This window comes from Motilimonas thetidivivens, from assembly GCF_046452435.1.
Taxonomy (GTDB): domain Bacteria; phylum Pseudomonadota; class Gammaproteobacteria; order Enterobacterales; family CBDFNC01; genus Motilimonas.
The window spans coordinates 49,613-65,077 of record NZ_JBKFDK010000009.1 but is presented as its reverse complement, the minus strand read 5'-3'; the positions used below and the strand labels follow the sequence as shown (position 1 = coordinate 65,077).

Annotated in this window: 12 protein-coding genes; 8 read left to right on the top strand and 4 right to left on the bottom strand. The window is 45.9% G+C overall.

From position 1 onward, the window contains the following. Window positions 1-23: 23 nt before the first annotated feature. Entirely contained in the window at window positions 24-3,497 is a 3,474-nt protein-coding gene (locus tag ACK8OT_RS08865; protein ID WP_410196146.1) for an acyl-[ACP]--phospholipid O-acyltransferase, read from the top strand. Between the two features lie 250 nt (window positions 3,498-3,747). On the opposite strand, the gene ACK8OT_RS08860 is transcribed toward ACK8OT_RS08865, so the two are convergent. Then, on the bottom strand, window positions 3,748-4,380 hold the full coding sequence (locus tag ACK8OT_RS08860) for a CDP-alcohol phosphatidyltransferase family protein (RefSeq protein WP_410196145.1): 633 nt from the start codon (window positions 4,378-4,380) through the stop codon (window positions 3,748-3,750). Between the two features lie 183 nt (window positions 4,381-4,563). Between ACK8OT_RS08860 and ACK8OT_RS08855 the strand changes: the two genes are divergently transcribed. After that, a complete protein-coding gene (locus ACK8OT_RS08855; RefSeq protein ID WP_410196144.1) occupies window positions 4,564-4,713 on the top strand; it encodes a TIGR02808 family protein in 150 nt (49 codons plus the stop codon). Between the two features lie 27 nt (window positions 4,714-4,740). Here the strand turns inward: ACK8OT_RS08855 and ACK8OT_RS08850 are convergent, their stop codons facing one another. Beyond that, window positions 4,741-5,934: a class I SAM-dependent methyltransferase gene (locus ACK8OT_RS08850; RefSeq protein ID WP_410196143.1), complete on the bottom strand. Its 1,194-nt coding sequence runs from the start codon at window positions 5,932-5,934 to the stop codon at window positions 4,741-4,743. Window positions 5,935-6,072: 138 nt separating this feature from the next. Between ACK8OT_RS08850 and yccX the strand changes: the two genes are divergently transcribed. After that, a complete protein-coding gene (gene yccX, locus ACK8OT_RS08845; RefSeq protein ID WP_410196142.1) occupies window positions 6,073-6,345 on the top strand; it encodes an acylphosphatase in 273 nt (90 codons plus the stop codon). Window positions 6,346-6,382: 37 nt separating this feature from the next. Here yccX and metG read toward each other — a convergent pair whose 3' ends face one another. After that, the gene (gene metG / locus ACK8OT_RS08840) at window positions 6,383-8,443 is read right to left on the bottom strand and encodes a methionine--tRNA ligase (protein WP_410196141.1); all 2,061 of its coding nucleotides are present in this window, start codon (window positions 8,441-8,443) and stop codon (window positions 6,383-6,385) included. Window positions 8,444-8,587: 144 nt separating this feature from the next. On the opposite strand from metG, the gene apbC reads away from it, so the two are divergent. The 5 genes from apbC (at window position 8,588) to ACK8OT_RS08815 (ending at window position 13,691) form a co-directional block, all read left to right on the top strand. Then, on the top strand, window positions 8,588-9,676 hold the full coding sequence (gene apbC, locus ACK8OT_RS08835; RefSeq protein ID WP_410196140.1) for an iron-sulfur cluster carrier protein ApbC: 1,089 nt from the start codon (window positions 8,588-8,590) through the stop codon (window positions 9,674-9,676). A 366-nt stretch (window positions 9,677-10,042) separates the two neighbouring features. Further along, window positions 10,043-10,687, top strand: coding sequence for a uridine kinase (udk, locus tag ACK8OT_RS08830; protein ID WP_410196139.1), 645 nt, complete (start codon window positions 10,043-10,045; stop codon window positions 10,685-10,687). A 77-nt stretch (window positions 10,688-10,764) separates the two neighbouring features. After that, window positions 10,765-12,684, top strand: a complete 1,920-nt coding sequence (locus ACK8OT_RS08825; RefSeq protein WP_410196138.1) for an AsmA family protein — start codon at window positions 10,765-10,767, stop codon at window positions 12,682-12,684. Between the two features lie 23 nt (window positions 12,685-12,707). Further along, complete coding sequence (locus tag ACK8OT_RS08820) at window positions 12,708-13,160, top strand: low molecular weight protein-tyrosine-phosphatase (RefSeq protein ID WP_410196137.1); 453 nt, start codon at window positions 12,708-12,710, stop codon at window positions 13,158-13,160. 150 nt (window positions 13,161-13,310) lie between these two features. Next, entirely contained in the window at window positions 13,311-13,691 is a 381-nt protein-coding gene (locus ACK8OT_RS08815) for a GFA family protein (RefSeq protein WP_410196136.1), read from the top strand. A 49-nt stretch (window positions 13,692-13,740) separates the two neighbouring features. Here the strand turns inward: ACK8OT_RS08815 and ACK8OT_RS08810 are convergent, their stop codons facing one another. Then, on the bottom strand, window positions 13,741-15,423 hold the full coding sequence (locus tag ACK8OT_RS08810; RefSeq protein ID WP_410196222.1) for an NAD-dependent malic enzyme: 1,683 nt from the start codon (window positions 15,421-15,423) through the stop codon (window positions 13,741-13,743). Window positions 15,424-15,465 lie beyond the last annotated feature (42 nt).

Genomic DNA, 15,465 nt, shown 5'->3' with positions numbered 1-15,465 from the left:
GGGTCTAAATTTAAGGGTTGGATATGAAACAAATATGGCGCTACGCAGGTGCTTTGCCTTATTTACTGGCGGTTTTTCTAAATGCATTTGTGGATCTCGGGCACAAAATAATCATTCAAAATACTGTATTTAAGGTGTACGACGGACAGCAACAAATCATCCTGACGGCCATTGTTAACGCCCTCATTTTACTTCCTTTTATTTTGCTTTTATCTCCAGCGGGCTTCTTGTCCGATCGGTACCCGAAAAATAGGGTAATGCGAGGGGCGGCTTGGGCCGCGGTTTTCCTAACCATTGCCATTACAGTGTGTTATTACCTTGGCTTGTTTTGGCCTGCTTTTGCCATGACCTTTTTATTGGCGGTGCAATCGGCGTTGTATTCGCCGGCTAAATTCGGCTATATCAAGCCCTTATTTGGTAAAGAACAATTGGCTCATGCCAATGGCATTGTGCAAGCGGTTTCTATTGTTGCTATTTTGGCCGGCACCTTAGTGTATTCACTATTGTTTGAAACTTTATATCAAGAGCAAGCCACCACCCCAGCGGAAATTTTATTGTTGATAGCCCCCCTAGGCTGGATATTAATTGCTAATTCATTGATTGAACTGGTGATGGTTTATCGCTTACCTCAACTTGAAAAAGACGAAAGTAAACGCAACTTTGATTGGGCAGCTTATCGCAAGGGTAAGTTAATGAAAGAAAGCCTAGAGCCATTAAAGTCTCGCGAGGTGATCCGGCTTTCAATCATTGGTCTCGCCATGTTTTGGGCCATAGGTCAAATGCTGCTCGCGGCTTTTCCTGCCTATGCTAAAACCTATTTTGATGTGACCAATACCTTAGTGATCCAAGGCACCATCGCCACCACAGGCTTAGGTATTGCGCTTGGTTCATGGTTAGCGGGTCGGTGGTCAAAAGCCCATATCGAGACCGGCTTAGTGCCGTTAGGGGCTATCGGTATCGCTGTGTCTTTGTGGTTGCTGCCACAAATGGCATCATCGATAAGTCAGGCTTTATGTTTTCTGGTGGTTGGGATCATGGGCGGTATTTTCATTGTACCGCTCAATGCCTTGATTCAATTTCATGCCGGTGAGCATGAAATGGGTAAGGTCTTAGCGGTCAATAACTGGGTACAAAATGTAGCCATGGCCAGCTTTTTGCTGATCACGGCTTTGGCCGCGGTTTATGGTCTGGATAGCCGCTTTTTATTAGGCTTTACGGCTGTGGTAGCGGTACTAGGCGGTTTATATACCATCTTCAAACTCCCGCAAAGTTTGCTGCGTATATTGGTTCGTTGGGTATTGTCGCAGCGTTACAATATCACGGTACAAGGCATGAAGAATGTCCCCGGCGAAGGCGGGGTGTTACTCCTAGGTAACCATATTAGCTGGATTGATTGGGCTATTTTACAAATTGCGTGTCCGCGGCCAATTCGCTTTGTCATGCTCAAAGCCATCTATCAGCGCTGGTACTTAAAGTGGTTTTTCGACTTGGTCGGTTGCGTGCCGATTGAATCGGGTGCTTCTAGCATTAAGTCACTTAATATCATTGCTGAGCTTTTGGATGCGGGTGAAACGGTGGCACTGTTCCCTGAAGGAACCATAAGCCGCACTGGGCATTTGGCCGAGTTTAGACGTGGGTTTGAAAAGGCTTGTGCAAATTGTGAAAGCGAAATCAAAATAGTGCCATTTTACTTAAGAGGTTTGTGGGGCAGTGAATTTAGCCGCTCTTCAGATCATCTTAAAAAAACGTCTAGCCAAGGGATCACGCGCGAGCTGATTGTTGCTTTTGGTCCAACATTGGCAAAATCAACGTCGGCGGATGTGGTTAAGCGCCGCGTGTTTGATTTGTCTATTAGTTCTTGGCAAAGCTATGCCGATACCTTGCCACCTTTAAGTCATGCTTGGATCAATACGGTAAAACGTATTGGCAATCAAACCATTATGAGTGATGCCTTAAGCGGTGATTTAACGGCCTATCGCGCATTAACCGGGGCCATTTGTATGTCTCGCCGCGTCCGTAAGCAAGCCAAAGGATCTAATGTTGGGGTATTAATGCCAACTAGTGCGCCTGGGGTGTTAGTTAACATGGCCATTTTGTTGGCGGGTAAGAGTATCGTTAATCTCAATTACACCAGCAGTAAAGAGGCGCTAAAAGCCGCATTGCAACAAGCTGAGATAGATACCGTTTATACCTCAAAACGGTTTTTGAAAAAGCTGGAGCAGCGCGGGATTGACTTAGCTGACGTGCTCGAGCAAATTGAAGTTGTGATCCTAGAAGACCTGAGTCGCACTATTTCACAGCGTGAAAAAATAGCCACCTTAACTTTAGTCAAATTGATGCCAGCGGCCTTATTGCGCAAACTCGTCTGCAGCAATACGTCGGCACAGGATATTGCGGCCATTATGTTTTCAAGTGGCAGTGAAGGCCAGCCAAAAGGCGTGATGCTCAGCCACAAAAACATCATGGCTAACCTTAAACAGATAGCCGAAGTGCTAAACACCCAAGATAGTGACGTAGTGATGGCATCGCTGCCCCTGTTTCATGCATTTGGTTTAACCGTAACGCAATTTATGCCCTTGATTGAGGGATTGCCTTTAGTGTGTCACAGCGACCCGACCGATGCGGTTGGTGTGGGCAAGGCGGTTGCTAAGCACAGAGCCACCATAATGTTTGGTACCTCTACCTTCTTGAGTATGTATACGCGCAGTAAAAAAGTGCATCCACTCATGTTTAGCTCACTGCGCATTGTGGTGGCCGGCGCTGAACGCTTGAGTAATGAAGTAAGACAAAACTTTGAAGCTAAATTCAAGCTCCAGCTATTAGAAGGTTACGGCACCACGGAAACAACGCCTGTGGCCAGCGTTAACTTACCTGACCAGCTTGATACACAATGGTGGCAAGTGCAGCTGGGTGGCAAATTAGGCACAGTGGGAATGCCTTTACCGGGAACCAGCTTCAAAGTGGTTGACCCAGTCAGTTTTGAAGAATTAGAAACGGAACAGGCTGGTATGGTGCTCATAGGCGGCGCGCAAGTAATGTTAGGTTATCTAGCCAACCCTGAGAAAACGGCCGAAGTGATCAAGCAGATTGATGGGGTACGCTGGTATGTTACGGGCGACAAGGGTCAACTCGATAAAGACGGCTTTTTAACCATTATTGACCGTTATTCTCGCTTTGCTAAGTTAGGGGGAGAAATGGTGAGTTTAAGTGCGGTTGAACAAGCTATTGCGCCGCATCTAGAGGACGCGGATCCAGCTTTTGTTGCGGTGGCATTACCCGATGCGAAAAAGGGCGAGAAGGTGGCTATTTTGTATGAAGGCGAATGGGATCTGGATACGTTGAAAGGCAAGTTACGCAGTTCAGCCATTAACCCTTTGATGATGCCATCACTTTGGTTAGGTGTTGATAACATACCTAAACTAGGCTCAGGTAAGACAGACTTTAATCAAGTTAAGAAGCTAGCTAATGAGCTTTCGCTGGCTGAGTTGCCTGGCTAAATTTAAGACAAAAAAATGCAACGCGATTTTTGGGTAAGGAGCCAAAAGTTGCGTTGCAATTTGCGGTGTAGATGGCGTTAAACTCGTTATCCTAACCTGATCATCAAGCCAAGATTTAGCAAAGAGCCCATTCTTTTTATTGTTATTAACATGGAACGCTTTAGAGCAGATTAATGCGCATGTTGCGTTAAATCAATTTTTAGGTAATAAAACCGTTAACTGTGCCTTGTTTCTTGTTGCTATCTGTGACTTAGCTAACGCTTGTAGAGGATGCAAGCGGCTTTAAGGTTAGATAACCCGAATACAAACGAATAAATCCTGTCATAAAACATAAGCTTGCGAATATTAATGCCAATGGGTAAAAATATTCAGGTAATAAACAACAGAGCACCAAGAAGACGATGGTTTCTGTGCCTTCGGTTATGCCACCTAAGTAATAAAATCCCTTGTTCGGATAGTGAAGTTTGGTTAATTGGTGCTTTTCGGCCAATATGGCAAAGGCTAAAAAGGTGGAGCCTGTGGTCATAAAGCTTAGAATGAGTACGCAGGCAATCAGGGCATTGTTTAGCGGATCTACAAACGCAAAACCCACCACCATGGCCGAGTAAAAAATAAAATCACAGCAAATATCCAGATAAGCCCCCGCACTAGTACTGCCTTTTAGCCGTGCTAAGGCACCGTCTAAGCCATCACAAATGCGATTGAGCAGTAACAACAGCAAAGCGAGCGGGTATTGGTTTATCGCAACGAATGCGGCAGCACTTAGCCCACAACCGAAGCCAAACAGGGTGACTTGATTTGCGGTTAGTTGAGTCTTAGCCAGTTGTTGCGCGCTCCACTGAGTAGGTTTTGCAAGTTGCCTTAATGCCCACTTATCTAACATGTTGGATTCCTTTTACATCGCATTCCAGTTGTTGCCAAACTGTAATGGATTTTAATTAGGCCTTGATTGTACTGGATATTAGCCTACCCCTTTAGGGATGTTTGCCAGTTAGTTTGACTTACTACAAGCTTTTCTTTATTTGCCTGCATATACTAAAAACAACAAAGTAATAGGAGAGTAGCAATGAGTACGATGGAGTCAATTATTTGGCATATTTTGGGTTATGGGGTGATGCCCGTTATCTTTGCTGCAGGATTTGTGGGGGTGTTTTTTGTTTCTTTGTGGATCTTAAAACTGACAGGGGCAAAGACATTACCACGGCAACAAAATTAAGGCCCGTAATGGGCCTTAAAGATTGATTTAATACACCTTCAAGACTAATCCCTTAAGGTAAAAACCTTCGGGGTAGTTGGTTTTGATGGGGTGATCACCTGCTTGAGATAAGCGTTCAACTATGTAGGCATCTTTTCCTGCATCCACCGCCGCATCGGCAATGACTTTTTGAAATAGCTCACTGGAAATTAAGCCAGAGCAGGAAAAGGTCAATAAGGTACCGCCTTTATTCAGTAACTGCATCGCTATCATATTGATGTCTTTGTAACCGCGACACGCCTTCACTACCTGAGATTTATTCTCGGCGAATTTCGGCGGATCTAAGATGATGGTGTCAAAGGTAACACCCGTATCACGATAACGGCGTAGCAGAGCAAACACGTCTTCATTGATATATTCGGCTTTGGTTAAGTCCAAATTATTCAGTGCCGCGTTTTCCTTAGCCGTGGTGAGCGCCAGATCAGATACATCCACGTTTTGAACATTTTTAGCGCCGCCTTTTAACGCATAAACGCCAAAGGTTCCGGTGTAACAAAAACAGTTAAGCACGCTTTTGTCTTTGACGTATTTAGCCGCAATGGCGCGATTGTCTCTTTGGTCTAGATAAAAGCCGGTTTTATGGCCATTAACTACATCCACCTTGATCTTAACGCCATTATTTTCACTGATCACTATGTCTTCATCAGGCAGTGAGCCGGCAAGCAAACCTTGGCTAAGGGGTAAGCCCTCTTTTTTGCGCACCGCAACGTCTGAGCGTTCATAGACGGCGCAATCAGGATATAGGGTTTGCAGTGCTTGCACTATGTTCGCTTTTTGGTATTCAGCACCCGCCGATAACAATTGACAGACCAGCACTTGGTTATAGCGGTCGATGGTGATGCCCGGTAAACCATCGGCTTCTCCAGCAACTAAGCGATAGCCGGTGAGACCTTGGCGCTCAATGAGTTCATCGCGCAGCTGCTGTGCTTGGCTAATTCTGTCGATAAAAAATTGGCCATCAATGGTTTGCTCAGGATCGAAGCTCCATACTCGCGCACGGATCTGGGAATTATTAGACCAAGCGGCTTTGGCTAGCCAGTTGCCTTGAAAGTCTACAATGTCAACGGTTTCACCTGATTCTGCTTTACCTTGAGTAGATTTGATTGCACCGGAAAACACCCAAGGATGGCGGCGTTTAAGGGACTTTTCTTTGCCTTTGGCGAGCGTGATAGTTAATGACATGGATTAGCCTCGAAAAAATTTGCCCAATTCTACGACTTGGCTAACCTTTTTAATAGGCAAAATAGCAATAAACTGTGTTCAAGATGCAGGAAAATACCGCGTTAATTGCATAAACTTAGATAAAACAGAGGAGGGTGTATGACTAAAATCGGTGTTCATGTGTTGGTTTCAGGCGTGGTACAAAATGTCGGCTTTCGTTTCTTCACCGTGCGTGAGGCGGAGCGCTTAGGTGTTGTGGGGCATGCGCGTAATCTTGAAACAGGCGAGGTGGAAGTGGAAGCTTATGGTGAGCCAGAAGCGATCAAGAGTTTATTAGCATGGTTAGAGCACGGACCTAAAACGGCTCAGGTAGAACACTTAGTGGCCAAGGAAATTCCGGTTAAGCATTTAATTTCTTTTACCTCAGACTAAAACAGCCAGCAAGAGCTGGCTGTTTAGAATTAAGGGTTTACATAATGCGCATGCCGGGCACCGCACCTTGATCTGGACTGAGAACGTAGAGTTCATCCCCGCCTGGACCGGCTGCCAGTACCATACCTTCAGACATGCCAAACTTCATCTTTCTTGGCGCTAGGTTTGCCACCATCACGGTTAGCTTGCCTTCGAGTTGCTCTGGCTCATAAGCAGACTTGATACCCGCAAATACTTGGCGTGTTTCACCGCCAATATCTAGGGTTAGTTTAAGTAGTTTCTTTGCTTCCTTGACGCTTTCTGCTTTTACTATCTTAGCCACGCGCAAATCCACTTTAGCAAAGTCATCAAAACTAATTTGCTCGGCAATAGGCTCTTTTTCTAATTCCGATTGGCTCGCTTTTGCTGCTTTGGCTTGCGCTTCAAGTTTTGCCTTATTGGCCGCCTCAAAGCTGGCTTTTTCTTCGGCAATCATGGCTTCCACTTGTTTTGGATCGACGCGTTGGAACAAGGCCTTAAATGTAGAAATTTGATGGCCAACCAGTGGCGTTTGAATGCCATCCCAAGTTAAGGTTTCATTTAAGAAGCCTTCGGCGCGCTCGGCCAGTTTAGGCATAACGGGTTTTAAGTAGCCCATCAAAATGCGGAACAGGTTAATGCCCACCGAGCACACGGCTTGTACTTGCTGCTCTGCGCCTTCTTGTTTGGCTAATACCCAAGGGGCTTTTTCGTCAACATAGCGGTTTGCCACATCAGCAAGCGCCATGATTTCACGTACGGCTTTACCAAATTCACGGGTTTCGTAGGCATTGGCTATGGTCTCGGCTTTATCAACAAATTGCTGATATAACTCAGGCTCTGCAAATTCAGCGGCTAACATGCCGTCAAATTTATTGCTGATAAAGCCTGCGATACGTGAAGCTAGGTTAACCAGTTTATTGACCACATCGGCGTTAACACGTTGCACGAAATCATCTAGGTTAAGATCTAAATCATCCACGCGGCTCGATAGTTTAGCCGTGTAGTAGTAACGTAAACATTCTGGCTCTAGGTATTTCAAGTAAGTTGCTGCGTTAATGAAGGTGCCTTTCGATTTAGACATCTTCTCACCGTTGACGGTGACATAACCATGCACGTTTACTGCGGTTGGCTTTCTAAAGCCCGCACCTTCTAGCATGCCCGGCCAAAACAGACAGTGGAAGTTAACGATATCCTTACCAATGAAGTGATACAGCTCGGCATCGCTCTTGGTGCTCCAGTAATCGTCAAAGTTTAAGCCTTCGGTGCGATCACATAAGTTTTTAAATGAGCCCATGTAACCAATTGGGGCATCTAGCCAAACGTAGAAGAATTTGCCCGCTTCGCCGGGAATTTCAAAACCGAAATACGGCGCATCACGGGTGATATCCCATTGTTTAAGACCGGTTTCAAACCATTCTTCTAGTTTGTTAGCAACTTCATCTTGTACCGCATCTGAGCGTACCCAGCCTTGTAGCATTTCGGTAAATTGCGGTAAATCGAAGAAGAAATGCTCGGTGTCTTTCATTACCGGTGTGGCACCTGAAACGGTAGAGCGAGGATCAATTAACTCCGTTGAACCATAAGTCGCGCCACACGAGTCACAGTTGTCGCCATATTGATCAGGCGCTTTACACTTAGGACAAATACCACGCACAAAACGCTCAGGTAAGAACATTTCTTTTTCTGGATCATACAGCTGTGAGATAGTGCGGCTGCTGATGTAGCCCTTGCTTTTAAGCTGCTGATAGATGTAACCCGATAATTCACGGTTTTCTTCACTGTGGGTGCTGTGGTAGTTATCGAAGCTGATATTAAATCCGGCGAAATCACGTTGGTGATCTTCACTGACTTGGGCAATCATGGCTTCAGGCTCAATACCTAGCTCTTGCGCTTTTAACATCACTGGTGTGCCATGGGCGTCATCGGCGCAAATAAAGTGCACTTGATTGTCACGCATTCGTTGGTAACGTACCCAAACATCCGCTTGGATATGCTCTAGCATGTGACCGAGGTGAATGGAGCCGTTTGCATAAGGCAAGGCGCAGGTGACTAAAATTTTGCGAGCTTGATTGGCCATATTTTCCAGTTCTTTTTAACAGTGATAATTCTTGGGCGAATGTTACCTAATAGCGCTTATAAATCCCAGTGATGACATGAAAATACCAATAAATTTGCTACACTGGCGCAAAATTGCAGCAAAGTGAAGACAATAGTGAAGACCATGAGTAATAACAATACGGATCAAACATCTCTCAATGCCTCGCTCTTAACTAAAGCAACGCGTATTTTAGCCCAAGCCGATGAAACCGGCGTTGTGGCTATCATGGCAAGCAGAAACGCAATGGCTTGTCAGCAAAATCAATTAACCCTGCGTTTGCCCTTCTATGCGCCTACTTGGCAAGCTGCGTTAGCGCAAAAAACCAAAGTCAAATTAGCCATGCTAGGACTAAGTTTGCAATTTAGTCAGCAAGTTGCTGCACTTAAAGCAAAAAATACGCCTGCGATAAAAGGCGTTAAAAACGTGATTGTGGTTGCTTCGGGTAAAGGCGGGGTCGGAAAATCCACCGTGGCGGTGAATCTTGCCTTAGCGTTGGCACAAAATGGTGCAGCGGTGGGCATGTTAGATGCCGATATTTATGGCCCATCGGTGCCGCTCATGCTGGGGCAGCAAGAGGCGCGACCGCAAAGTGATGATGGCAAAACCATGTTGCCGATTGCTGCCCATGGCATCGTCGCCAACAGTATTGGCTTTTTAGTGGCCAAAGATGATGCAACCGTGTGGCGAGGCCCGATGGCCAGCAAAGCCTTAGCTCAAATTATCCGTGAAACCCAATGGGGCGAGTTAGATTACTTGGTGGTGGACATGCCCCCAGGCACGGGTGATATTCAATTAACCCTATCACAACAAGTGCCAGTGACGTCGGCCATTGTGGTCACCACCCCGCAAAACGTCGCCCTCGCTGACGCCAGTAAAGGGATCAATATGTTTCGCAAGGTTGACGTGCCCGTAGTGGGGGTAGTGGAAAATATGAGTATCCATGTGTGCAGCCAATGTGGCCATCAAGAAGCCATCTTTAGTCACGGTGGGGGCCAGCATTTGGCGCAGCAATATGAAGCCAGATTACTTGCGCAGTTGCCGCTGCATCGCCACTTTTGCCAAGATACCGACGCGGGCACGCCGACCGTAGTCCAACGCCCTGATTCCCCGCTAACCCAAGCGTACCAACAATTAGCGGAGACGGTGGCGATCAAGCTTTACCAAGAAGGGGAGCTTGGCGAACAGCAGATATCCGTACTGGCCATTGAATAGGCCAGACATTAAGGGGCAGGCTGCTTTAATCTTGACTTGCCCACAAAATATCTAACTTACATACCCAATCGACTTGAAGATGCTTGTTTCAGAGCCCCACCGTGTTTTCAATACTAGGCACGCTAATGCAGGAATGTAGGCACCTTCTAAATTAGCGTAACAACGTAGTGTAAACACGGTGGCGCTCCCGAAGGGCAAGTTTTACAGGCGTTTATGCCGCGTTATTGATTTTGATAAGGGGAAAGCCATTACCTGCAATCAATGCCTTGCCTAAACGCCTGTAAACTCTTGCTGAAAGCGAGCATCTCCAGGTTGATTGGGTATATAATATTGGGTAATTACAACATTATTTAATTCTGAGCAACTATGTCTACTGAACCAAACCAAGCTGTTATTATTGCCATTGCTGGTGCATCTGCCTCTGGTAAAAGCCTGATCGCGCAATCGATTTACCGTAAATTAAGAAAAGATTTTAGCTCAGACGAAATTGGGGTGATCTCCGAGGACAGGTATTATCGTGATCAAAGCCATTTGCCGATGGAGCAGCGCGTATTAACCAATTACGATCACCCCAACGCCATGGAGCATGAACTGTTAGTTGAGCATTTAAAGGCGCTAAAAGCTGGTCAAGTAGTACAACTGCCTCAATATTCCTATACAGAACATACGCGCATGGCGGAAACAACCGAGTTTAAGCCCAAAAAAGTCATCATCCTAGAAGGCATCTTATTATTAAATGTGCCTGAGCTGCGCGAGCAAATGCACACCAGTGTGTTTATGGACACCCCTTTGGACATTTGTCTCGTAAGACGATTAAAACGTGATGTTGAAGAGCGTGGTCGTTCAATGGAGTCAGTGTTAAAGCAATATCAAGCAACCGTTCGTCCCATGTTTTTGCAATTCATTGAACCATCAAAACAATATGCTGATATTATTGTTCCTAGAGGCGGTAAAAATATCATTGCAATTGACGTTCTAACTGCCCGTATTCGCCAATTTTTAAAAAATTAGCCTAGCAGCCTAAATCAATTTTTACCTGACATTACCTTAGGAGCTGGGCATTACTTGAATTAAACAGAGGAATATCCATGAAAAAACTGTTATACGCCGGTTTGGCTCTGCTGCTCTTGCTCGTTATCGGAGTGGTTATTATCACTTCAATGATCGATACCGATAAAATAAAAGCCTTGGTTGCAGAACAAGTAAAAAGTAAAACTGGCGCTGAGCTGGTCATTTCTGGCGATCTGAATTGGCAGTTTTTTCCTCGCTTGGGTTTTACCTTAGGTAAAACGGAACTGCGAAATCCCACCGGTTACAGCCAGACAAACTTAGTTGAGTTTAGTGGTGCGAGCATGGATTTGGCCGTTAAACCTCTGTTTGACAAGAAAATTGAAGTGGGCCAAGTGACACTATCGGGCTTAAGCTTAAACTTAATCACCAACAGCGCCGGTAAAACGAATCTTGATGAATTAACCCAAGCCATGGCCAAACACGGGGCTAATTCATCAACGCCTACACAACAAGAAACCGAACAGCCGAAATCATCTAAGCAAGCGAGTGAATATGCCATTAGCATTGCAGGCATCAGTATTGACAATGGCCAGATTGCCATCATTAATGAGCAGACCGGCCAGCAGCAACAAATATCTAATATTAACTTCACCTTAGATGAGCTGGCATTAGCTAAACCAATTCCGGCTACCTTATCGGCCGACTACATGGCACAAGGACTGGTTGCTCGTAGCCAAGGTGAATTTGCCGTTGAGATTAGTCCGGATTTTAATCAATTCGCCCTTAATGGCCTCAAACTCAAGCTTGAGCTAGCCGGTGACAGTGTGCCAAATGGCGAGCAAACCGTGCAATTAGCGGCTAACGCGGTTTATCAAGTGGCGGCAAAATTCGCTGAGCTTAAGGATGTTGAGTTACGTGCGTTAGATCATACCTTTACCGGTGGTTTATCTCTTAAGCAAAGCAAGATCCCGGTGATCAGATTTAATCTAAGCACGGCATTACTTGATATTAATGCACTGCAAGCACAGCTCAATGGCGCAAAACAAAACGAATCGAGTACCCAGCAAGCCGCTACAGATGCACCTGCTGATGCCGCAGCCAATCAACCCGCTCCAGACTTAAGTGCGCTATCCAGCGTCGACCTACAAGGCGATATCAAAGTAAACCAAGTAAAACTGGATAAGGTGTTGATTGAAAATGTGCAAATGAAAGCCTCTGTTGGCAAAGGTCAAGCTTCATTGACTGGGATCCAAGCCAATTTGTATCAGGGTAAACTGGCAGGTCAGTTAAGTTTAAATGGCCAGACTAAACAGCCAAGCTTTACTATCAAGCAAACCCTGACCGGCGTGCAGGTTAGACCCTTGTTAACGGCATTAGCTGATCTGGATAAGTTATCGGGTAGCATGAATGCACAGCTCAACTTAACGGGTAAGGGCTTAAGCGATGCTCAAATTCGTCAATCACTGGCTGGTACGGCAGGATTGAAGTTCGCGGATGGGGCGCTACATGGCACTAACATTGCGCAAATGGTGCGCCAAGCTAAGGCGCAATTAAAAGGGGAGTCATCCGAGCAAGTGGCGGAGAAAAAGACCGACTTCACTGCCCTTACTGGCACTTTTCAAATTGCCAATGGGGTAGCAAAAACCCAAGATATTCATATGGATTCACCAGCCTTGCGCATTGCAGGTAAGGGACAAAGCAGTTTAGTCAAAGAAACCTTAGACTTTGCTGTCGATGTTGCGGTGGTGGGAAGTTTAAAAGGCCAAGGCGGTAAGAGCGCCGACGAGCTAAAAGGCTTTAACGTACCTCTGAAAATTGCTGGAACTTGGCAAGCACCTACCTACACCATAGATATGGAAGCCTTATTGAAACAAGAAATGCAACAGCATGGCGACAAGTTAAAAGAAAAGCTGGATGAGCAAATAGATAGCAAAATCAAAGATGAAGGCACTAAAGAGCTACTGAAGAAGTTGCCCATTAAAGGCTTATTTAATTAACCCCAATAGTAGATGAGGTTAACATGAAAATACTCGTTGTCTGCTTAGGCAATATTTGTCGCTCGCCTACAGCTCATGCGGTGTTAAGGCAAAAGGCACAAGCCCTAGGGCTTAACATTGAAGTGGATTCCGCAGGCACTATCGCGGCTCATGCGGGCGAGCAACCCGATGACCGCTCCATGGCCGCCGGTGAGGCGAGGGGGTATGATTTTTCAGGCATTTACTCACGTAAGGTCAGGGCAGATGATTTTGTAAAATTCGATCTGATCTTAGCCGCCGACAAGCAAAACCTGCGTGATTTAAAGGCGATAGCCCCAGCGCAATATCAAGACAAGCTGGCATTGTTTTTACACTACGGTGAACAAAAAGAAACCGAAATCCCCGACCCCTACTATGGCGGTAAAGGTGGTTTTGAACTGGTCATCGATTTGATAGAGCAAGCCAGTGACGTGATTTTGCAAAAGGTTGCCTCTTAACCTTTTCAGTATCTTAAATCGTGGCCTGTTCGGTAAAGACAGGCTGCGGCTTTAAGCTAGCAACTATTACCTCAGATCTCACTTGATAGATCATGTTGGTAATCAGAGTTACTTTATTATCCCTACCTAAACAATATCTCGGAGCGAAGAATGGAAATTAATAGGATCCACAAAGCCAGCTGTCATTGTGGTGCGGTTGAGCTTGAGCTGACGTTACCTAATGGCATAGAAGATCCGCGCCGCTGTTCGTGCTCTATGTGTCGTAAACGTGGCGCGATTGCGGCCTCGGTGCTGCTTGAAAACTTAAAAATAGTGAAGGGGCAAGATAATCTGACGCTGTATCAATTTAATACCATGACAGCAAAGCACTATTTTTGTAAAACCTGTGGCATTTATACCCATCATCAGCGCCGTTCAAACCCGCATCAATTTGCGATTAATGTTGCCTGTTTAGAGGGGGTGAACCCCTATGAGTTAGAGCCGGTTAAGATAGTTGATGGCATTCGCCACCCAAGTGATGCTATTAAGTGATAGCCTGCAGCGAAGTGCCACGTAACAGGATCACGTGGCACAGGCATGCTTAGAAGGAAGTACGGCGGTATTTGCGATAGACAGGATGCCAGAATTGGTTTATCAGCTCCTGATCCAGCACTTCTTCGGCCACCGGCAGGGCAAGGCCATCATTGATAGCTTGCAGCGCTACCGCTTTGGCTATTTGCTTGCTGACAGTTTGGATCTCCGAAAGGGGAGGCAGCAGGCCATTCTCATCATTTTGATAGGCCATTGAAGCATCAGCAAGGGCTTGGCTGGCCGCCATCAACATGTTATCGCTAATGGATTTCGCCGATACGGCTAATACACCCAGCCCGATCCCTGGGAAAATATAACTGTTGTTACATTGGGATATTTCAATGATTTTGTCGTTATAGCTCACCGGAGCGAACGGGCTGCCAGTGGCGACAATAGCTTTACCTTGGCTCCAATGGATAATATCAGCTGGCGTACCTTCAACTCGTGATGTCGGGTTCGACAGAGGTAATACGATAGGTTGCGCGGTATTGCTGGCCAGCTGTTCGATAATGGCTTGGGTAAATAAGCCCGGTTGGCCACTGACGCCAATTAGCACGGTTATTTTCGCCTGTTCAACCACTTGTTGTAAGCCGAGTGGATCGGGTAGACCCCATTGCGCTACGTCGGCTTTGGCTTGTACCAGTGCTTGTTGGAATGGCTGTAAATTCGGCATGTCGTCGGTCAATAAGCCATAACGATCAACCATAAATACGCGTTGTCTTGCTTGCTGCTCGGTTAAGCCTTCACGCTGCATTTGTTTAACGATATGCTCGGCGATACCACAACCGGCTGAGCCTGCGCCAAGAAAAGCAACGCGTTGATCGCTGAGCTTTTCGCCTTTGTTCTGACATGCAGCAATTAAGGTGCCGACAGACACTGCGGCGGTGCCTTGGATATCATCGTTAAAACAGCAAAGTTGATCGCGGTATTTTTGCAATAGCGGCGTGGCATTGGCTTGGGCAAAGTCTTCAAATTGCAATAAGACATCTGGCCAGCGACGTTTCACGGCTTGAATAAATTCATCGACAAACTCAGCGTATTGCTCACCTGTGATACGTGGGTTACGCCAGCCCATATACATGGGATCGTTAAGTAATTGGGTATTATTGGTGCCGACATCAAGTACGATAGGCAAGCAGTACGCGGGGCTGATACCACCACAGGCGGTGTATAAGGCAAGCTTACCTATGGGGATCCCCATGCCGCCAATGCCTTGGTCTCCTAAGCCTAAAATACGCTCGCCATCGGTGACGACTATGACTTTAACATTCTGTTTGGTGGCGTTTTGTAACATGTCGTCAATCTTGTCTCGCTCGGGATAGGAGACAAAAAGGCCGCGTTTACGACGGTAAATTTTAGAGAATTTCTGACAGGCCAAGCCAACGGTAGGGGTATAAATCAACGGCATGATTTCTTCTAAATGGTCGTTGATCAAGCGATGAAATAGGGTTTCGTTGGTATCTTGAATATTGCGTAAGTAAATATGCTTATCAAGATCGGTTTTGAACGAGGTAAATTGCTGATAACATCGTGCGGCTTGCTCTTCAATGGTTTCAATATTATGCGGTAATAGACCGGTTAAGTTGAAACTGTCGCGCTCTTCTTGGGAAAATGCACTGCCTTTATTGAGCAATGAGGTTTCCAATAACGCAGGACCTGCAAAGGGGATGTATAAGGGGCGTTGAAATGGCATGGCTGTGAACTCTATGTGGTAGATATTTAAAACGGCATTTTT